Genomic DNA, 19,698 nt, shown 5'->3' with positions numbered 1-19,698 from the left:
GTTTCTCTGTTCGGCATTGCCCACCTCGCCGATCGTTGCGCGACAGCGCAGATCAACGTTGCGGATCTCGCCGGACGGCATACGAAGCTGGGCGTACGGACCATCCTTGGCCACCAGCTGCACTTTGGCGCCGGCCGACCGCGCGATCTTGGAGCCGCCGCCAGGGCGGAGCTCGATCGCGTGGATAACCGTACCCACGGGGATGTTGCGTAGCGGCAAGCTGTTGCCTGGCTTGATATCGGCGGACGCGCCCGACTCGACGACGTCCCCCTGCTTGAGCTTGTCCGGAGCGATGATGTAGCGCTTGGAGCCGTCAACGAAGTGCAGCAGCGCAATGCGCGCGGTGCGGTTCGGGTCGTACTCGATGTGAGCGACCTTGGCGTCGACGCCGTCTTTGTCGTTGCGCTTGAAGTCGATGATTCGGTACTGGCGCTTGTGACCGCCGCCGATGTGGCGCGTCGTGATCCGACCAGCGTTGTTGCGACCACCGGTTTTGGGCAGCGGCTTGAGCAGCGACTTCTCCGGCGTCGATCGGGTGATCTCAGCGAAGTCTGCGACGCTCGAGCCACGGCGACCGGGGGTCGTGGGCTTGTATTTGCGAATGGCCATGGTTGTTCTCCTGTGCCCTAGCCGACAGCCGTGAAGATGTCGATCGAGCCGGACTTGAGGGTGACGATGGCGCGCTTGGTGTCCTTGCGCTTGCCAGCGCCGAAACGGGTACGGCGCGTCTTGCCGGTGCGGTTGAGCGTGTTCACGCTTCCGACCTTGACGCCAAAGATCTTCTCGATGGCGAGCTTGATCTCGGTCTTGTTCGACCGCGGGTCAACGACGAAGGTGTACTTTCCGTCGTCGATGAGCCCGTAGCTCTTCTCGCTCACGACCGGCGCGAGGATGATGTCGCGCGGGTCCTTGCCGAAGCCGCTCATTCGCCAGCCTCCTTCTTGGTCGTGCCGGTCTTTGCCGCGACAAAGGAGTCGTAGGCCGCCTTGGTGAAGACGATGTCGTCAGAGACGACGACGTCGTAGGCGTTGAGTTGGTCGGCGAACAGAACGTGCAGGTCCTTGAGGTTGCGCACGCTCTTCTGAGCCGCGTCGTCGCCGCGCTCGAGAACGATGAGCACCTTGCGGGTCACGCCGTAGCCGCCGTTGATGAGGGCGAGCAATTCGACAGCAGTCTTCGTTGACGGAGCGCCACCGTTGGTGCCGAAGCCTTCGACGATGTGCAAACGCTCACCGCGGGCCCGGTCAGACAGAACCCCGAGCAGCGCTGCGGCGATCATCTTCTTGGGGGTGCGCTGCGAGTAGTCGCGCGGAACCGGTCCGTGCACAATGCCACCGCCGCGGTGCTGCGGCATCCGGATCGAGCCCTGGCGAGCGCGGCCGGTGCCCTTCTGCTTGAAGGGCTTGCTGCCGGAACCAGAAACTTCGCCGCGACCCTTGGTCTTGTGCGTGCCCTGGCGAGCGGCCGCGAGTTGCGCGGTCACCACCTGGTGGATGAGCGGAACGTTCGTCTGAACGTCGAACACACTCGCGGGGAGCTCGACAGTGCCGGACTTTGCGCCCTTGGCGTCGAGCACCTCAAGGGTGCGGCCATCGAGGCTCTGCCTACTGGTCTCGGCCATGATCAGTTGCCCTTCACCGCGTTGCGGACGAAAACGATGCGGCCGCGGGCGCCGGGAACAGCACCCTTGACCAGGATGAGGCCCTTCTCGAGGTCGACCGAGTGCACCTTGAGGCCCTGGACAGTGACGCGTTCGCCACCCATCCGGCCGGCCATGCGCATCCCCTTGAACACGCGGCTCGGAGTCGACGAGGCGCCGATCGAGCCGGGCTTGCGGTGGTTGCGGTGCGAACCGTGCGACGACGAAACGCCCTTGAAGTTGTGGCGCTTCATAACGCCGGCGAAGCCCTTGCCCTTGCTGGTGCCGACGACGTCGACAAGCTGGCCGGGGGTGAAGATCTCGACGGTCAGCTCCTGGCCGAGTTCGTACGAGTCGGCGTCAGGAGTGCGCACCTCGGTGAGGTGACGACGCGGCGTAACGCCGGCCTTCTCGAAATGCCCGGTCGCCGGCTTGTTGACCTTGCGCGGGTCGATCGCGCCGTAGGCGATCTGGACTGCCGCGTAGCCGTCTTTCTCGACGTTGCGGACCTGAGTCACGACGTTCGGAGAGATCGAAACGACGGTGACGGGTACGAGCTTGTTGTTCTCGTCCCAGACCTGGGTCATGCCGAGCTTGGTGCCCAGCAGTCCCTTGGTCGTCGTGGTTGCAGACATGGGTGTTCCTAGGCCTTGATCTCGAGGTTGACGTCGGCAGGCAGGTCGAGACGCATGAGCGAGTCGACGACCTTCGGGGTCGGGTCGATGATGTCGATGAGACGCTTGTGGGTGCGCTTCTCAAACTGCTCGCGGGAGTCTTTGTACTTGTGAGGGGAACGGATCACGACGATCACGTTCTTCTCCGTGGGGAGCGGCACGGGGCCGACGACGGTGGCGCCTGCGCGCTGCACCGCATCGACGATCTTGCGCGCCGAGGCGTCGAGACCAGCGTGGTCGTACGACTTCAGCCGGATGCGGATCTTCTGGGCCGCCATGCGTTTCTCTCTCTCCTGTACATGCGGATCTTGCGACCCGCACCCGCGAACCCCCCTCAGATTTCTCCGAAAGGCTTCGCGCACCGCTGTTCTTCTGTCAATCCGTCTTGCACTGCGCGCGAGCGCGCAGAAAAGGAAGGATTCGAGTTGAAGCTTTGTAGTGTTCTGCCGTTCGCGGCCCAATCGAGGATTGTGCACTGCCAGAACGGTGACCCGCAGCGCTTGCGCGCGCAGGATGTTGAACCACATGAGTCTGCCACACCCGGGGATGTCGTGCAACCCGGGCGTGTCGCCCCTGTTTCCGTCCCCGTCGCCTCGCCGCCACCCCCCTCGTGAGCGTGCGCTCCCGCGTGCGTGTGCGTGATTCCGCGTTTTACGTCAGGTCCCGCGGATTGCGGGAGGGCGAAACGCGTAACGTGACGCAATTCGTGGATTGCGGCGCAGCCCAGCGCGCTCGAGTCGTACCGCCATCGGCGCCCCGGCCCACGCCTGGTCCCAACCCCACCGCGCGAAGCCACGCGTCACGGAGCGCAAAGCATCCTCGCGCTGCTTCTCCTTCCACAGCACGTCGGGGCCGGCCAGGTACTTCTCGCGCCCGTCTGCTTCCCCGATCACGCCAGCCTCCTCCCAGGAGAAGTCGGCTCGATACCGCTGACCATCGACGACGAACTCGCGCTGTTGCGTGGGGGGATCGAAGCCGAGCTGCGCAAACCTCACCACACTGAGGGACTCGAGCGGTGTCTCGGCCGTGCCGGTCGCCAGCGCCAGCGCCGCAATGACCTTGCGCACCCCGGGGAACGGTCGGGCGGAATCGACATAGGCGTGCAGGTCGACGAGGTGTACAGCACCCGAATGGATGACGTGGTCGAGCGCGACGACGCCAGCGACGAGATCCCGCTCGGCTGCGATATCGAGTGCGGTGCGCGCGAGGGAGGTCGCCCGCATCCCGCCGATCGAGACGACCTCCATGTCGGAAACGGGTCGCCATCGGGCCTCGACTCCGACCCGGGTACGGCGCGAGTAGTCGGCTTCGCTGACCACCCGGGGATGCGCTGGCCACCCTCCGACAATCGGGATGCCGTGTAGGGCGGCAGCCGACTCGACCGCGAAGACGACACGTCGAGCCGACGTCATCGCGAAAGCATCCATTGACACCCGGTGTCGGGTGCGGTCGTCCATCGCCTCCCACTCCCGAGTCGGCAGATAGGCACCCGGGCGAACGCGGACGAACACGCCGCTGCGCGCTCCGCGTTCGAGTCCCAGCGTCGAGTCGCCTTCGACGCGCAGTCGTCGGGACAGGATGAGGGAATCGTGCATCCCCCGATGGTTCAGGTCAGCGCGCGAGGCCGCGTTCGCACACCGATCGGCTCGGGCAGCATCGCGAACAACGCCCCTGGGGAGGACGGGCTACGTCTTCACGCGTTCATCCGATTTGCGTCGGATTGCGCACAAGAATCTGCCGAATGGGACGCAAAACGTGGAGTGGGGCGGAGTGGGGCGGAGTGAGGCGGGGCGGGGCGGGGCGGAGTGAGGGCTAGGGGGCGGTGAGGGGCGCCTGCTCGCGCCGGAACACCGCGAAATGTGTGATCGCGAGCGCGATTACGCCACCGACGAATAGTTCGCCGGCCGCAAGGAACGCGCCAAGCGTCGACAGCCAGCCAAACCCGGCGGCGAGGGCACCGACGAAGACCCCGGCGGCGACGGTAATTGCGGTTCCCAGCACGATCGCGATGATCAGCATGCCCGAGTTGATCCAGAACAGGGAGCCGCTGCCGCGTTTGCGTCCGGCGATGTTGACGAGCAACAGGAACAGCAGGAACAGGCCGCCCGCGACGAAGCCGCCGGTGAAGAGCACCCGCCAAGCGTCGTTGACGATCGCCTGCACCACGTCGCCTCCATTGAGGATCGTCTGCACGATCACGCCCAGGATGTAGGCGAACGTGAGGGTGAGCAGGAACGCGACAAGCGTTCGGCCTAGCGGTCGCATCCTGCTCCCCTTCCGTGCGTGCTCACGACGTGCGTCGTTACGGCGCGGATGTCGTGGTGGTGTCGGTCGCGGGCTCGTCGTCGTCGGTCGCGTCGGCGATCTTCGAGGCGAGGTCGTGCGTCGCGTCCTTGACGTGGTCGGCGACGTCTCCCACGAATTCCTTCGTGTTCTCTACCGCATCGGCGGCGAATCCTGCAGCGCCAGCCGCGACATCCTTCGCCTTGTCGGCGGCGTCGCCCGCGACGTCCTTGGCCTTGTCAACAATGTCGTCGAGTCCCATGGTGTCCTCCCGGTCCGGCGAGTCGATCCCGCCCGGCACTGCCATTCTGGCGTGCCGCGCGACATCCCGCGTGAATATTAGGTTTCACACGGGCCCAGCAGTCGCGGGTCGACGTGCCTCGCGTTCTGGAGGGACCGGTTTCTCGCCGGTCCCTCCAGAATCACATCTCGCGGCGGCGCGCCTGCGATCGGGTCACCAGCACCATGCCGGCGACGAGCGCGAGCACTGCGGCGATGAGACCGCCAGCGCCGAGGTCGTAGCCGGTCATCCCCAGCAACCGGGGAGTCGGCGGAACCCGCGTGACGGCGCACGCGGCGAGATCATCATCAGCGCACGGCGTACCCACCACCGGGGGCGAGTACCCGGCCGGGTTGACCAGGGTCGCCAGGTTGACCAGCGAGTCGTCGTCTTGGCGAGCAGTGACAGTCGCTGTCACGGTGAAGACAACCGCATCGCCCCGGTCGAGGGCGGGCACGTCCCAGGTCACGGTCCGTGCACCGGGGTCGTACGTTCCGTCATCGCTCGCCGCAACGAAGGTGAGCCCTTCGGGCAGCTGGTCGACGACCTCGGTCGCGACGGTCGTGCGGGTGCCCTGGTTCGAGACCGTGACGTCGTAGTTGAGCGTGTCACCGGGGATCGCGTCGGCCTCATCGACGTCTTTCTCGAGCCCGAACCGGTCGTCGGAGGCGGTGATGCCGACCTTTGGCGGCTCGGTCGGTTCGAGTCCGATACCCGCGAGATCCTGGGCGTAGCCGGCGACGCTGTTCCAGGCGACCTGGTCGGCGTCGACGGTCGGCACGCTCATCTGGAAGCCGAGACCGAATCCCTCGCCGGTCAGGTACTGCGAGCTCGACACCAGCCGGATGGCGAGAACATTGGCCAGCCCACCGAGCGTGGACACGTCAGTGGTCCAGTCGTCGGTGCACGCGGGCTGTCCCGGGTAGACCTCGGGGCGACACGGATCTCCCGACGCGGAGAACTCGAGAACGACGCCGACCGGTGGTGTGTCGACGGCGGCGAGGAGCGGACGGAACTCGCTGTCGCGCGGCTCACCGGCTTGCACGCCGATCACTCCGGTGTCGCCGATGTGCGGGAAGATGTCGTAGAGCACGACCCCCTCGAGCGTCGGTGCACCGGTGTTCGTCCAGTCGATGCGGTACTGAGCAGTGCCGTCCTCAAGGCTCACGTGACCGACGTTGGGGAACGCCTGCGGGGAGGTGTCGTCGTCACCCTGCACGGTCTTGACGAGAAGGAACTGACCCGAGGCGGAGCTCGCACTGCGGAAGGTCGCCGAGGCCTCACAGTTCGCCTCGGCTGCAGCAGGATCGACCCGCAGGTCGAGGGGATCCGACGAACGGTAGCCTCCGGGCGCACACGCGGGGGTGAGCGAAGCGGTGTCATAGAACACCTGGGCCGAGTTGGTGTAGGTCCCCGGTGCTGCGGGCTTGGTCATGTCGAAGGAGCTGAGGGTGATGCCGAAGCGTCCGGCCTCGGCCGGCAGCGCTGCCGCCTTGACGACGAGGCGCACGAGGGTGCGGCCATCGGCGTAGTTCTCGATAGCTTCCACGGTGAACCCGCTTGCCGGAAGCGCGCTCGTCGCACCGTTGAGGGTGACGGTCACTCCCAGATTGTTGGGGTCGCCGACGAAGTTGGTCCCGGCGGGCAACAGGTCGGTCACGACGAGGTCGGCATCCGGCGCTCGCGGGGTGAAGAGCGTCGCGGTAAGGGCGACCCGCGCGTTGGTTCCGGTGACGCCACCGACTTCGGTGACCGTCTTGCGCATTCCGAGCTGCACGGCATCGAGGATGAAGATGTCGGCGGCGTTGGAGGTCTGCGGGTCGGGGTCGGTGGTGTCGTCACGCAGGAACCACTCGATCTGTGCGACGTTGCGCAACACATCCAACCGCTCCGTGGTGGGATCCGCATACCCGTAGACCGTGATGTTGTCGGACCGGCGGAACTCCTGGCTCACGTCACGCGGGATGATGATCTCGCTGACCTGGCCCAGTGAACCGGTCGGGATCACCCAGCCCGCCCAGTTCGATCCCGAGGTCTGGAACACGAGGTCGTGCTCGACCCCGGCCAGGTCGACGAAGCGCGGGGTATAGCCAGCCGCTGGCGCGGCGCCCGAGTAGTCGATCCGGATGCCCAGCACGTTGAATGCCGGGTTCGCGCAGGTAGTGGCGGAGGCAACGTAGATGTTGCCGTCCGTGCCGGTGGGGTTGTCGAGACACGGCATCTTGTCGTGGATGTCGTACTGGAATTCCTCGTACTGGATGCGCGGCCGGAGCGTGTACTGCGCAGGTGCCGCCTCGAGCACGGATGCTGCGGCGCCGGAGTTGTTGCCGTTCGGCAGCCAGCGGCCGGGATAGGTTCCCCGCAGGTCGGGGGTGTCGTTGCCCGAGATGTTGAGAGGCCCTGCCGAACCCTTGCCGAGCGAGTGAGTTCCCGGCTGCGGGTTGTCGCCGGTATCGAGAACGACGACCGTGCGCTCACCCGTCTCCACCGTCGCGGTGCCGCCGCCGACCGGAGTGGCCGTCGCCTGCACCTGGTTGGTCACCTCGGCGAAGCTGGGGAACGCGTCACCGGGGGCGGGGCCAACGGGACCAACTGTCGCCGAGAACGTCTGGGTCGCAGGTCCTGCGCCACCGCACGCGGTCGGCACGCTTGCGGCGTCGGGATAGGTCCAGGTGATCGTGCGTGCGACGGCATCCCATTCCCCATCACCCGAGATCGTGGTCTCGTCCGGCTCGATGCCCGCGGGCACCGTGTCGACGACGACGAGCGTCTCGGCCTGCAGCGAACCGGCGGGGGGACTGCTGGGACAGGTCGCCCTGACCGTGTACGGAATCGCCTCCCCCTCTTCGTAGAACGACCGCGGGGTCGACTTGGCGACGACGAGCGGAACGCTGGCGGTGGCCGTGCCGTGAGCGGCCGCGGGGGCGACCGTGTCGGTGGTGTCGGCATCCTCACTCTCGACGCGCGGCAACAGCGACCAGGTCGTCCCGTCGGGAGTCGTGAGGTTCGGCGGAGTCACCGAAAGCACGATCGACTGCGAGGACCCAGCGGTGATGACATCCGCGAGCACGACGACGAGGTTCTCGCCGTCAGCGCTCACCGCCCAGGACTGGATGAACCCGGGGCCCCCACCGGTCACGTCGAAGCCCCAGCCCGACATGTCGACGCTCCCGTCGAGGGGGATGATCAGCTGCGTGCCGCGACAGGCGGGGGCGTTGGTGCCGGAACACGCGAGGTTGATCTGGTACCGGAATTCCGACGCCGACGGCTGCGTGGTGGCGTTGGTCGCCTGGATCGTGACCGCCAAGGCGACAGCAGCCTGCGCCGCGGTCGCGACCCCCAACACAGGCACCAGGCCGAGCAGGATGCTCACCGCAGCCGCGAGGGGACGAGACAGACGGGAGCGGCGCGGGCCAGAGGGGCGCGAGGCAGAAGGGCGCGGCGCATCGGGTCGAGTATTCATAATTCCGGGACTCACGTTCGGATCGTTGGGGGTATGTCTCCGACGGGCGCCATCCCAACTCGCGGCGAGTGCCCGCCCCGCCCACCCCTGGAGTCGATCTGGCACCGTTCTTCAGCTAAACGGGGGACGCGACTGTACCCCTCGGGAAGCGGGCGGCTTTCACCCTCGGGTTAACACTCCGAGGCTTCTTGCCTCCCCTGGTCGGGGGTCAGAAGCCACCCATCAGTGCCCCGGGCGACGATCCGCGTCCGCCGATCGTCGAGAACGGGCCGGGGTAACCCGAGTCGGCCGCGGGCGCGGGTTAGTCTCGAAGAGGCCAGAACGGGAGGAGTTCGCGTGGGAGTTCAGCGGACCACGATGGCCTTCGCGCCGCGTGTGGCGAGCGGGGTCTTCTCGCGCCCGCGGCTCATTTCGCGGCTCGACGCGTCGCGCGACCTCCCGCTCGTCATCGTCCGCGCTCCCGCCGGCGGCGGCAAGACGACGCTTCTCGCCGACTGGGGATCGGGCCTCCCCCACCCCGGCGTGTGGGTAACGCTTGCCCCCTCGGATGGTCGGCGCCTGGCATTCTGGAGTCGCGTCCTCACGGCCCTCGTCGACTCCGGGCATCTGCCCGATGGGTCGCTACTCGCGGATCTCGCGGTGACGAGCGAGCTGGCCGATGAGTTGCGCTCGGCGCTGCTTCGCGGCCTGATAAGCCTGCCGACGCGCCTCACACTCGTTTTCGACGACTACCACCACGTACAGGACGATGCCGTCCACGACGATCTGCACTGGCTGCTCACCGCCGGAGTCCCGCTGCAGATCGTGATCGCGACGAGGACCGTCACACCTTTCGAGGACCCGGCCCAACGCGCCCGGGTCGATACCGCGATTCTCGGCGTCGCCGATCTGGCACTGGAGCGGGATGAGACCATCGCCGCCGCGCAGGCGGCAGGGCTCGACGAGGCGAGCGGCGTCGCTCTGCACGACGCGTTCGCGGGGTGGCCGCTCGCGACGCGGGCCGCTCTCGTCGGGGTGATGTCGCATCCGACGGCGCCGCTGGCTGAGTCGATCGCCCGGGTGGGCACGACCGGAACCGCCGACTTGCTGGCGAGCGCGGAGGATTCGCCGTACCTCGACTTTCTGCTGCGCATCTCGGTGGCCGCTCGTGCCGATGATCAGCTGTGTATCGACCTCGGCGGGTCTCAGGCGCCCGAGTTTCTCGCCCGCGCCGAACGCGAAGGGCTCGGCACCTGGACACCGGATGACGGCCGGCCCGAGTTCATGCTCCAACCGCATTTGCGGGCGTACCTGCTCGCTGAGTTCGACCGGCGGATGCCCGAGGAGTCAACCCGGCTCCGCACCATCTACGGCAAGGAGCGCGCTGAACGGCGAGACCCGATGGAGGCGATCCGGCAGTTCGCCGCTGTCGGCAATTGGGCGGAAGTGACCACCGTCGTGCGGTCGCAATACCACGACATGCTGCGGCTGCACGGGTCAGAACTCTACGAAGTGCTGCGGTCAGCGAGCCCCGCCTCGATCCGGCGCGAGCCGGCACTCGTGGCTCTCCTGCTGCTGCTGGACAACGCCCGCGGCCGGCTGACCCGCACGGCAATTTTGCACCGGGTCGGCCTCGGCGTCGCCCTGATCCAGGCCCGACTCGGGGGACGCGAGCCGTCGGATCGCGTGACCCTGCTGTACGCACTCCTCGGCTCTCAGCGGCTCGGTGGCCATTTTGACAGCGCCGTCGACACCGCCGACCGCGTCGTGGCGACGCTCGCCTCCCTCGACGAACCCGGCCACCGGGCGCTCGCCGGCATCCGATCGTCGGTCTGGCTTCAGGCGGGGACGAGCTACTTCTACACGGAGCGGACCGCGGAGGCCGAGCAGCTGTTCCGCGTCGCCGAAGAGGCAGCGGCCGCGGACGGAATCGACTGGGTCGAGATGCACGCGTCCAGCATGAGGTTGCTGGTGACGGCGATGCGCGGTGACAACGTCGCGCTTGAGCGGGATCTCGTCGTGGCACAGTCGCGCGCCAAACCGCACGGCTGGCGGGGAACCTATTCCTCGTCGGGGACGCACCTCGCCGGGGCATACGCGGCACTCGAATCATTCGACGCCGACGGGGCACGGGCCGAACTCGCCGAACTCGCCGAACACGAGCACACGATCGAGCACTGGCCGATGATCGCCCGGCTCCGCGGACTCGCGGCTCTCGTCGACGGCGACGCCTTCGCCGGACTCGACCGGCTCGCAGCCGATATCGCCGCCCATGCCGACCGGCCCCCGATCAGCAGGTCGATGTCGGCCCTGCTCGCGGTGACTCGTGCCGATCTGATGCTCGCCGCCGGCGAACCGCACCGGGCTCTCGCTGCGCTGCGCTCGGCGCGGCGCAGCGCCGCTGCGGCCCTCGCGCTGGCCCGCGTCGATCTAGCTCTCGGTCGCAACGACCGGGTGATCGCCTCCGCAGCTGGTGTCGCCTGGTCGGAAGATCCGTTGCCGCGATCGAAAGCCGAGGCGCTGCTGGCGACCGCGATCGCCGCTCACCGCCTCGGGCGATCGTCTGATGCCCGCATCGCGACGGAGCGAGCGCTCGACACGATCACTAACGCGGGGTTGCGGCGCCCGCTCATGATGGTGCCGCGAGACGCCCTTGCCGCGGTTCTGCAGCTGACCGGTGTCGATTCTGTGGCGATGCTTCGGGGAGTGCCCGACGTGTTCTCATCCCGCGAGACGGCGCAACTGCTCACGCCCGCCGAACTGCGGGTGCTCGGCGAGCTGCGTCAAACAGGCAATGCCGAGAACCTCGCCGCCAGCCTCTTCCTGTCGGCCAACACGGTGAAATCGCACCTGCGACGCATCTATCGCAAGCTCGGCGTGACATCGCGCGACGAGGCCCTCGCCGTCGCGGCCATGCGCGGCTTGTCCTCAGCGCCCCCCGACGAGGATTGACCGGGTAGTCAGCGCTCACCCTGCGGTCGCGCGCCAGCCGGGAGCACGAGCCCGGCGGCCAGCAACACGCCCGCGATCCCGACCACGAACAGGCCGGAATATCCCCACGCCCCGATGACAGCGGCGGCAAGCAGCGGGGCAAGCGCCTGGGGAAGGTTCGTGGCGACATTCAGCAGGCCGAGGTCGCGACCCGCGTCAGCCTCGCCGCCCGGCAGCACCTCGCTCGCCCAGGCCAGCGCTCCGACCGAGTACAGCCCGAATCCGACGCCCTGGAGCGCGGCGAGCGCGAACATGCCCCCGACCGTCGGCGCGATCAATGGGATGGAGAGCGCCGCTGCTACGGCCAGGCACGCCGCGATCACGAACGGCTTCCGTCGTCCGAGGCGGTCGCTGAGCCAGCCGCCGGCGATGGCCGCCAGGAGGGTGCCGCCAACCGAGACGACGGCCAGCATTCCGACGATCCGCGGCGCATCGACGTCGGCTACCCCGATGTAGTCCGAGACGATGTAGAGCAGGTACCCGTAGACGCCCTGATAGCCGACAGTGAACGAGATACGCGAACCGATGAGCCAACTGAAATCGGGATGCCGGCGCGGGTCGAGATCGCTGAGCACCCACCGACGGCGCGGTGCTGCCACGGGGGCGGCCTCGGCATCCTCACGGTTGAGTACCACGAACACACCCACGACGACGACCAGGACGGCGGCGAGCACCGAGTAGGCAAGCACCGGATCAGAGGCTCCGAAGCCGGAGAGCAGGATGCCGGCGCCACCACCCGCGAGCGCCGCCGCCGCGAACACCGCCGCGACACGGCCACGGCGACTCCGGGGAAACCGGTCGACCAGGTACGACGACGACGCGATGTCGACGCCGTTGAGGACAAACTGCAGCGCCGCCCAGCCGATGACGATCCAGGCCAGCACGTCGGCGTGGCCGAGGGCCAGCAGGATCGCCGCCGACGCGGCGGCGCAGGCGAGCAGCCACGGGGCGCGGCGACCGAGCCGGGAACGCGTGCGGTCGCTCAACGTCCCGAAGAGCGGCTGGGCGGCGATCGCCACCGCAAACGACACGGAGGTCACCAGGGCGAGGGCGGCGACCTTGTCATCGGGAGCGACGCGAGCCACCTGTGCGGGCAACAGTACCGAGAGCAGCGCACCGTACGTGGCGAAGGTCGCGGCGGTCAGCGCTGCGAGCGAGGGCAGCAGACGACGACGGGGGTTCATCGCCCTCGATCCTTCCAGATCGGCGGCGGGGTGCCGCGACTACCCTTCAGTCATGCGCGCACCGCGGATGACGGGAGTCATCGACCGCCGCCTTCTGGTCAACTATCGCGTCGATCCCGATGCGCTTCGCGAGATCTTGCCGCCCGTCTTTCGCCCGCACCTGATCGACGGTTCGGCGGTGGCCGGCATCTGTCTGCTGCGCCTCACCGAGCTACGACCCGCCGGGTTCCCCCGGGCGATCGGGATGCGCAGCGAGAACGCCGCGCTTCGCATCGCAGTGGAATGGGACGAACGGGATGGCGTGCGCACCGGCGTCTTCATCCCGCGGCGTGACAGCGGCTCACTGGTCAACGTCGCGGTGGGCGGGCGACTCTTCCCCGGACCTCACGGTTCGGCCGACTTCACCGTCCGGGACAGCGACGACGAGATCTCCGCCTCGTTCACCAGCCGGCACGACGGCTCCTCGGTCCGGGTCGCCACCCGGGTCGTGCCCGAGTTGCGCGGCAGCACCCTGTTCGCGGATGTCGACGCCGCCTCCCGGTTCTTCCGCGGCGGCAACGTCGGCTGGTCGCCCGACCGCACGGGATCCCGACTTGACGGGCTCGAGCTGCGCACTTCCGCGTGGAGCATTGAGGCCGGCGAGATCGACGAGGTACATTCGACGTTCTTCGAGGGCGGTGCCGTGCCGGTTTCGGCGGCTCAGCTCGACTCGGTGCTGGTGATGCGGCGCGTGCCCGTCACCTGGGTCGACGCGGGACGGATCGCGCTGCCTGCACCGCGGGTCAGATCGCGCGGCGCCGTCGGGTGACGGTGAGTCCGAAGCCGAGACCGAGCACGGCGAACGCCGCGATGATCCCGCCGAGCGGCACCGTCCATCCCGTGTTCGCCAGGCCCGACGGATCGACCTCGTTGGTCGTGCACAGTGGGTCGGTTGTGGCGCAGGATGCTGTTGCCGGGTCGAACGTCGTACCGCTCGGCATCAGGAAGTTGGCGAGCACGTTGTCGCCGCGCCCGCTCTCCCGCACGCGGACCGCATATGTGACGGTCACCGTTGCGCCCGCCGCGACCGCACCGCTCACCTCGACGACGGCGCCGGAACGGGTCACCGTCGTGGAACGGTCGGATGACGTCGGCTCGGCGACGACATCCGCATCATCGAGGATGCCGTCGAGCCGGTCCACATACTCGAGGGTTGCGGAGTTGGCACTGGGGTTGGTGAACGTCAGCGTGTAGGTCAGCCGCGCACCGAGTCTGACCTCGGTGCCGGTGGCGGGGTCGACGCTCTTGCGCGCGACGATCGTGCCCGGGACGAGGTGCAGGGTGCAGAGTTCGGCCCCAGGGCTCGGCGAGCAGGCACCCGTTGGCACGGTCTGCCCGGGGTCGAGCAGCCAGTTTCCGAGAGCGTCGTCGCCGCGACTTCCGTCGGGCCGTATCGTCACCGCGTACGTGACAGTCTCGTCGGCACCGGCCGCCAGCGCACCGGAGATCTCAAGCCGCCCGTCGGGGCCGGGTCCCGTCGTCGCCAGGAGGCCGGCGGCGGTCACCGGGGGCGTGGTGAGGTCGGCGTCGTCGAGAACGCCGGACAGGTCGTCGACCTTGCTCACGCCATACGGGGCGGTCCCGACGCTGGCGAACGTGAGCATGTACTCGATGGTCTCGCCGGTCTCGACAGCGCTTCCGCTCGCCGGGTCGGACGTCTTCGTAGCGAGGAGTTCGCCGACCGGATGCGTCGTGCACGTCGGGTCGCCGGGGAGGCAGTCCGCGGGGAGCTGTTGACCGGGCTCAAGCACGAAGTTGCCGAGGACGTTGTCGCCGTGCTCGGAATCGGGGTTGATCTGCACCGTATAGACGATCGCGTCGGACTGGCCACCGGATAGTGAGCCCGTGATGCCGAGGCGCCCGGCGACGAGTGACGTCGCCAGGGTCTGGGACGCGGGACCGGTGACGATCGTCGCGTCGTCGAGCACGCCCGTCAGATCGTCGACGAGGTTCACCGCGATCGTGCCGGCACCGACATTCGAGACCTCGACGCGGTAGCCGACCTGGTCACCCGACTGAACGGCAGTTCCCGCCGCCGGATCCGAGGTCTTCACGATGCGGAGTTCGGGAACGTAGTTCACCGTGCAGGTCTCCGAACCCGCGACGCAGCTGCCCGGCGGGGTACCTCCGTCCAGAACGACGAAGTTCGCCAGGATGCTGTCGCCGCGATCGGCGAAGTCGCGAACGGTGACCGTGTAGCTCACCGTCGTCGAGTCGCCGGCGGCAAGGGTGCCGCTGATCGGCAACTCGTCGCCCGTGATCGGCCCCGCCGTCAGCACCGGCGACACGATCGTGCCGACCGTTGCGTCGTCGAGCACGCCCGCGAGCAGGTCGGTGTGGTCGATGGTCGCATCGGCGGCGCCATTGTTGGTGAAGGTGAGTGTGTAAGTGAGCTGCTGACCCGACTCGACGTTCGTGCCGGATGCCGGGTCGACGGTCTTGACGACCGTCAGATTGGCCCCGGGGATCCGGTTGAGGTCGCACGGCAACCCGGTCACAGCATCCAGTCCGCCCGCCGTCCGGGGGTCGCAGGTCGGCGTGGGATCGGAGTCATCCGGGGTGCCGAACGCGACATTGCGCAGGATGTTGTCGCCCGCGCCGGTGTACTCGACCTCGTACGTGACGACGACCGAGGCTCCCGCCGGCAGCGCCCCCGACCAGACGATGCGATCGCCGACGATAGTGAGATCGCCGACCCGGTTCGCGGCCGGGGTTCCGACGACGAGCGTGGCGTCGTCGAGCACCGCGGTGAGGTCGTCGATAACGAAGGCCGGCGCGGCCGTGGTGAAGTCGCCCGAGCCCGCGTTGGTCGCGGTGACCGTGTAGCTGACCCGCTCCCCCACCGCTGGGATCGAGCTTCGGCTGGATGTTTTCTCAACGAGAAGGCGGGGCAGTCCGAAGGACTCGGTGGCGCAGAACACTCCGACGACCTCGTCGAAGTGTCCGTCGGCGCAGACGGGGGTGTCGACATCCCCAGGGGGCACCTTGGGCGGCGACGCGAAGGCGACGTTGCGGACCACGCCGTCACCGTTTCCGGTGATCTCGACCGAGTACGTGATCTCGACCGTCTCCCCCGGCTCGAGGGCGCCCGACCAGACCAGGCGGGGCGCGTCGTAGACCGGGTCGGCGACCGCGACTCCCGCGACCTCGGCCGTCGCGTCGGCGTCGAAGTCGGCATCGTCGAGAACACCGGTGAGGTCGTCGACGACGTAGGCGGGGTCGGCGACGGTGAACGGCTCGGAGCCGGTGTTCGTTGCTGAGACCGTGTACTGGACGGTCTGGCCGGGCAGCGCGTTGCCGGCGACGGCATCCGACGTCTTCGTCACCTCGAGGCACTGCCCCGGCACCGCGAGGGATGCCATGGCGCGATCCACGGGAACGTAGGTCCAGTCGTCGATGAACTTGTCATTGCCCCACGAGCTGGTGCTGTAGTTCCAGCCGTGGACGCCGGCGGTGCTGTCGAATCCCGCTGTGCCGTTGGCGGTGTACGGCGGATTGACGGTGTTGGAGCGCGCCGCGGTCTGGGTGTCGTCCCAGTAGATCGTCGCGTCGGGTGCGCCCGGTCCGTTCTGGCGCACGATCGAGATGCCGGAACGCGCCTCGACATCCGTCTGGATGACGTGCACCTCGCCGATGCGATCGAAGTAGACCTGCGCGTTCATCGGCGTGCAGGCCGCGATGGGATCGCCTTCGCCGTCGAGCCCGTCGAACTGGAACTCGACGGGCTCACCCTGCGCTCCGACCCGAACCTCACGATCGACGGGGTCATCGAAGACGCCGTTGCCGTTCGTGTCGATGCGCAGCAGGTGGCCGCCGATGAAGCCGCCGAGGTCGTAGCCGAAAGTGCCCGCAGCGGATCCCGGCGTGCTCGGCGTGAACGTGAAGTCGTCGACCTGGAAGCTGTCGACGTCGACTGGGGCGGGCCGGATCACCTGGGTCGTGCGACCCCCATTTGCGGCGGTGGGTGCGACCGGGGCACTGACCGGGAGGTCGGCGGCGGGAGGTTCGAAGAAGAGACGGTAGGGATCGGCACAGCTGGAGTCGATTGTCGGCCCGTTCCAGGAACGATACGACGGTGTGCACTCTTGGCCACCCGCGGTGCCGGCGGGAACTCCCAGTGAGTTCGCCGTGATGGCGGAGTTGATGCCGTTGTAGCCGCCGAGCGTGAGTTCGTAGAGGTAGCCGCTGTCGTTGAGCATCCAAAATGTCAACGTCTTCAGGGTGGTGTTCCCGCCCGATTGGACGATGCTGTACTGCTCGGTCCAGACGCGGCCGGTGATCTCCGAAACGCCGACGGGGAGCGTTCGTGTGCGGGGGTCGACGCCCTGACCGAATCCGGGGTTGCCGGTGTAGACGGTGACCGCCCACGCGCTCGACCCGCCGAAGGCGAATGTCCAGACGCCTGCTTCGGCGGGTGCCACCTGGCGCGGGGCGCTGAAGGCGCCGGTCACGCCACCCGCAACCGCTGTGCCGTTCGCGCGGGTCTGGGTCGCCGTACCGCCGTTACCCCAGGAGTGCACCCACTCGCCAGCTTTGACGTAGGCGTAGTAGACGTTGCCCGATGCTGTGCCGTATGAGGTTGTGTTGGGGCTCACGTTCGTGCCCACGTTCACAGCGTTCGCCGGCAAAACAGCCCCGGTAGCCACAACCGCGGCGGTGAGCAGCGCCGCCACGACGGCGCGCCAGGCATTCCGGCGCGCGCTGAGGTTGGTTCGGTGACCGGTCGGATTCGGTCGCATTGCCCAATACCCCCATGACGCTGAACCACGAGGTCATTCGGGTCCACCGTCAGACTGGGCGCAGGAACTGCGACGCGGGGCCAAACCCGCGGCATTTAACCCCCGACTTCACCCTGCTCTACGTCGGCAGAACAGCATTCTCGGGCGGCAAATTCGAGCCGAGCCCTAGTGGCAGAAGCTGACGCTGACCCCGCGATCCGGCGCGACCCAGACGTTGCGGACCCCTTCGCTCGAGGAGACCGTGTACCAGCCCGACTCGAGTGTCCAAGATTCGGTATCCCCGGGGAAGGTGTAGCCCCAACCCGCATCACTGACGTGGTACTCCACGGCATAGCTGCAGTTGTTGCTCACCGAGAGCTGCCCCGTGGCTGCCGAGGCACTGACGGCGGGGACGAGCGCGAGGCTCAGGCCCAGGAGCACTGCCCCGGCCGCGGCGATCGGGGCGTTGCGGGAGACGCGACGGTTCTTCATGAGGAATCCTTTCGGTCGTTAGACCGAGGCTACGCCCCCTGTTTGGGGGGTCACCCGACTGCCGGACAACTCTCAGCTGGACCCCGGAGTTGGCGCAGAGAGCCGCCGTTACGACCGCCGAAGCTCAGAAATAACGGCAGGACGCAGGCGGACTGCCGCCGCTCCCCCCACCAGGAGCACGAGTGCTACGAGGGCCAGGAATCCCGGATCCGAGCCCGTCGCCGCCAGTTCGGGCCCCGCAAGGCGCGCTGCCGCGTCGTTCGAGGCGACGCTCGCCCCCTGACCGTTCAGCGCGAACACCCGATAGACGTAACTCACTCCGGCGTGCGCGCCGGCATCCCGGTAGGTCGTCGCCGTGGATGCGGTGTCGGCTACGAGTGCCGCGAACGGTCCTCCGTCGGCGCTGAGTTCGATGCGGTATCCAGTGATCGGGTCGTACCCGTCGAAGGTGGGAGTCGTCCACGCCAGCGCGATGACATCGCCGTCGACGTTGGCCGTGAGCGACAGGGGCGCGCCGGCAGCCATCGGGACGATGCCAACCATCGTGCGGTTGTTGCCGGTGCTCGCGACCCCGACATAGCGGGAGAGTGCGGCCGACCAGACTACCGAGAGCCAGGTATTCGCTTCGGGGTTCGTGATCGACGTCCACGTGACGCCGTCGGGCGAACTGAAGAGGCCTCCGGGTCCGGCGGCCAAGAACTCCGCGTTCTCGGGTGACCACGTCACGGTCCGCAAGTCGGCAGCCGGAGACGCGACGACAGTCCAGGTGGCGCCATCGGGGCTCGTGATAATTCCCTGGTCGCCGACCGAGACGAAGAGGTCGAGTTCAGGAGAGAACGTGATTCCCGTCCACCTTCCGTCGACCGCGGTGGAGACCTGGGTCCACGCGACGCCGTCGGTACTCCTGAAGACCATCGGGGTCGCAACCCCACTGATGGAAGGGTTGCCGACCGATACGTAGATGCCCTCCTCGGCGGCCCAGACGATCTCCCGCACGGAGCTGGCTTGAACTGCCGCCGCGGAGGCGGTCCAGGTCACCCCGTCAGCGCTCGTGACCGTGGAGGTGCCAATCGTTCCCGCCACGAACTTGTGCTGCTCGGGAGACCAGACCACCTCCGTAAAGGTGCCGCCCGGTGAAACGCGTGCAGTCCACGACGTTCCGTCCGAGCTCGTGACAATCGGATTGCCGCCGCCTCCCGCGTTGCCGACTGCGACGAACAGGCCGAGTTCGGCCGACCAGGCCACAGCGCTCCACCGCCCGGACGGGGCCGTTCCCGCGGTCCACGAGACTCCGTCTTGACTCGTCATCACCCCCGTGGTGCCGGAACCCCCGACCGCGACGAACAGGCCGAGCTCGGGCGACCAGGCGACCTCCTGCCACGTCGTGGTGGCGGGGCTTGACGGGTTCGCCGACCAGGTCGCGTCGATCGCGCTCGCGCTGGCACTGGCACTGGCACTAGCACTGGCGCGAGGTGCTGCAATGAGCAACAGTGCTACCGCCAGAACGGCCCCGACAGCACCGAGAGATGCGCGCGATCGCGCCAGAGAAGCCTGCACTCGAAACCCCGTTCGCGCCCCCACCCCGGATGGCAACACCGTCGATGCTATCGGGGAGTGGCCGGCGAACGACGAAAGGGCCGCACCTCTCGGTGCGACCCTTTCGTGCAAATCCGAAGTATTACTTCAGGATCTTGGTGACCTTACCGGCACCCACGGTGCGTCCACCCTCACGGATGGCGAAGCCGAGGCCCTCTTCCATGGCGATGGGCTGGATCAGCTCAACGGTCATGTCGGTGGTGTCGCCGGGCATAACCATCTCGGTGCCCTCGGGCAGCGTGATGACGCCGGTGACGTCGGTGGTGCGGAAGTAGAACTGCGGGCGGTAGTTCGCGTAGAACGGGTTGTGACGCCCACCCTCATCCTTCGACAGGATGTACGCGGTGCCCTCGAACTGGG

Annotated in this window: 15 protein-coding genes and 1 pseudogene; 2 read left to right on the top strand and 14 right to left on the bottom strand. The window is 67.8% G+C overall.

All coding sequences use genetic code 11. From position 1 onward, the window contains the following. From rplB to ABIR17_RS00040, 9 genes are all read right to left on the bottom strand, one after another. Positions 1 to 609, bottom strand: a 609-nt coding sequence (gene rplB, locus ABIR17_RS00080; protein WP_348002314.1) for a 50S ribosomal protein L2, incomplete at its 3' end; no start/stop codon positions are given. A 17-nt stretch (positions 610 to 626) separates the two neighbouring features. Further along, the gene (gene rplW, locus ABIR17_RS00075) at positions 627 to 926 is read right to left on the bottom strand and encodes a 50S ribosomal protein L23 (protein ID WP_348002313.1); all 300 of its coding nucleotides are present in this window, start codon (positions 924 to 926) and stop codon (positions 627 to 629) included. After that, positions 923 to 1,621 (bottom strand): 50S ribosomal protein L4, encoded by a 699-nt coding sequence (gene rplD / locus ABIR17_RS00070; protein ID WP_348002312.1) that lies wholly within the window; start codon positions 1,619 to 1,621, stop codon positions 923 to 925. The genes rplW and rplD overlap by 4 nt, the downstream gene beginning before the upstream one ends. Before the next feature lie 2 nt (positions 1,622 to 1,623). Then, positions 1,624 to 2,274: a 50S ribosomal protein L3 gene (rplC, locus tag ABIR17_RS00065; RefSeq protein WP_348002311.1), complete on the bottom strand. Its 651-nt coding sequence runs from the start codon at positions 2,272 to 2,274 to the stop codon at positions 1,624 to 1,626. Positions 2,275 to 2,282: 8 nt separating this feature from the next. Further along, on the bottom strand, positions 2,283 to 2,591 hold the full coding sequence (gene rpsJ / locus ABIR17_RS00060) for a 30S ribosomal protein S10 (RefSeq protein WP_348002310.1): 309 nt from the start codon (positions 2,589 to 2,591) through the stop codon (positions 2,283 to 2,285). A gap of 378 nt (positions 2,592 to 2,969) precedes the next feature. Next, complete coding sequence (locus ABIR17_RS00055) at positions 2,970 to 3,908, bottom strand: hypothetical protein (protein ID WP_348002309.1); 939 nt, start codon at positions 3,906 to 3,908, stop codon at positions 2,970 to 2,972. A 217-nt stretch (positions 3,909 to 4,125) separates the two neighbouring features. After that, positions 4,126 to 4,578: a hypothetical protein gene (locus ABIR17_RS00050; RefSeq protein WP_348002308.1), complete on the bottom strand. Its 453-nt coding sequence runs from the start codon at positions 4,576 to 4,578 to the stop codon at positions 4,126 to 4,128. A 37-nt stretch (positions 4,579 to 4,615) separates the two neighbouring features. Beyond that, positions 4,616 to 4,858 carry a hypothetical protein gene (locus ABIR17_RS00045; RefSeq protein ID WP_348002307.1) on the bottom strand — a complete coding sequence of 81 codons (243 nt, stop codon included), beginning with the start codon at positions 4,856 to 4,858 and terminating at the stop codon, positions 4,616 to 4,618. A gap of 160 nt (positions 4,859 to 5,018) precedes the next feature. Further along, entirely contained in the window at positions 5,019 to 8,249 is a 3,231-nt protein-coding gene (locus ABIR17_RS00040; protein WP_348002306.1) for a hypothetical protein, read from the bottom strand. A 426-nt stretch (positions 8,250 to 8,675) separates the two neighbouring features. Here ABIR17_RS00040 and ABIR17_RS00035 point away from each other — a divergent pair, with 426 nt between their 5' ends. After that, entirely contained in the window at positions 8,676 to 11,270 is a 2,595-nt protein-coding gene (locus tag ABIR17_RS00035) for a LuxR C-terminal-related transcriptional regulator (protein ID WP_348002305.1), read from the top strand. Between the two features lie 8 nt (positions 11,271 to 11,278). On the opposite strand, the gene ABIR17_RS00030 is transcribed toward ABIR17_RS00035, so the two are convergent. Beyond that, a complete protein-coding gene (locus tag ABIR17_RS00030; protein ID WP_348002304.1) occupies positions 11,279 to 12,493 on the bottom strand; it encodes an MFS transporter in 1,215 nt (404 codons plus the stop codon). Positions 12,494 to 12,545: 52 nt separating this feature from the next. Between ABIR17_RS00030 and ABIR17_RS00025 the strand changes: the two genes are divergently transcribed. Next, positions 12,546 to 13,301: a DUF2071 domain-containing protein gene (locus ABIR17_RS00025; protein WP_348002303.1), complete on the top strand. Its 756-nt coding sequence runs from the start codon at positions 12,546 to 12,548 to the stop codon at positions 13,299 to 13,301. Here ABIR17_RS00025 and ABIR17_RS00020 read toward each other — a convergent pair. The 4 genes and pseudogenes from ABIR17_RS00020 to ABIR17_RS00005 form a co-directional block, all read right to left on the bottom strand. After that, a complete protein-coding gene (locus tag ABIR17_RS00020) occupies positions 13,276 to 17,139 on the bottom strand; it encodes a hypothetical protein (RefSeq protein ID WP_348002302.1) in 3,864 nt (1,287 codons plus the stop codon). The two genes, ABIR17_RS00025 and ABIR17_RS00020, sit on opposite strands and share 26 nt — an antisense overlap. A gap of 297 nt (positions 17,140 to 17,436) precedes the next feature. Further along, positions 17,437 to 17,742 (bottom strand): hypothetical protein, encoded by a 306-nt coding sequence (locus ABIR17_RS00015; RefSeq protein WP_348002301.1) that lies wholly within the window; start codon positions 17,740 to 17,742, stop codon positions 17,437 to 17,439. A 108-nt stretch (positions 17,743 to 17,850) separates the two neighbouring features. Further along, positions 17,851 to 19,299: a fibronectin type III domain-containing protein gene (locus tag ABIR17_RS00010; protein ID WP_348002300.1), complete on the bottom strand. Its 1,449-nt coding sequence runs from the start codon at positions 19,297 to 19,299 to the stop codon at positions 17,851 to 17,853. A 121-nt stretch (positions 19,300 to 19,420) separates the two neighbouring features. Then, positions 19,421 to 19,698: pseudogene (locus tag ABIR17_RS00005) on the bottom strand (elongation factor Tu); the annotation flags it as partial.

Origin of the sequence: Pseudolysinimonas sp. (assembly GCF_039912695.1) — a bacterium.
Classification (GTDB): Bacteria; Actinomycetota; Actinomycetes; order Actinomycetales; family Microbacteriaceae; genus Pseudolysinimonas_A.
The sequence above is the reverse complement of the archived record's forward strand: the minus strand, read 5'-3'. Positions and strand labels throughout refer to the sequence as shown.

Excerpts from the sequence above, each read along its gene's own strand:
- ABIR17_RS00015 (WP_348002301.1), bottom strand. The coding sequence starts at position 17,742 with ATGAAGAACCGTCGCGTCTCCCGCAACGCCCCGATCGCCGCGGCCGGG.
- ABIR17_RS00045 (WP_348002307.1), bottom strand. The coding sequence starts at position 4,858 with ATGGGACTCGACGACATTGTTGACAAGGCCAAGGACGTCGCGGGCGAC.
- rplW (WP_348002313.1), bottom strand. The coding sequence starts at position 926 with ATGAGCGGCTTCGGCAAGGACCCGCGCGACATCATCCTCGCGCCGGTC.
- ABIR17_RS00030 (WP_348002304.1), bottom strand. The coding sequence starts at position 12,493 with ATGAACCCCCGTCGTCGTCTGCTGCCCTCGCTCGCAGCGCTGACCGCC.
- ABIR17_RS00025 (WP_348002303.1), top strand. The coding sequence starts at position 12,546 with ATGCGCGCACCGCGGATGACGGGAGTCATCGACCGCCGCCTTCTGGTC.
- rplD (WP_348002312.1), bottom strand. The coding sequence starts at position 1,621 with ATGGCCGAGACCAGTAGGCAGAGCCTCGATGGCCGCACCCTTGAGGTG.
- ABIR17_RS00050 (WP_348002308.1), bottom strand. The coding sequence starts at position 4,578 with ATGCGACCGCTAGGCCGAACGCTTGTCGCGTTCCTGCTCACCCTCACG.
- rplC (WP_348002311.1), bottom strand. The coding sequence starts at position 2,274 with ATGTCTGCAACCACGACGACCAAGGGACTGCTGGGCACCAAGCTCGGC.
- ABIR17_RS00055 (WP_348002309.1), bottom strand. The coding sequence starts at position 3,908 with ATGCACGATTCCCTCATCCTGTCCCGACGACTGCGCGTCGAAGGCGAC.
- rpsJ (WP_348002310.1), bottom strand. The coding sequence starts at position 2,591 with ATGGCGGCCCAGAAGATCCGCATCCGGCTGAAGTCGTACGACCACGCT.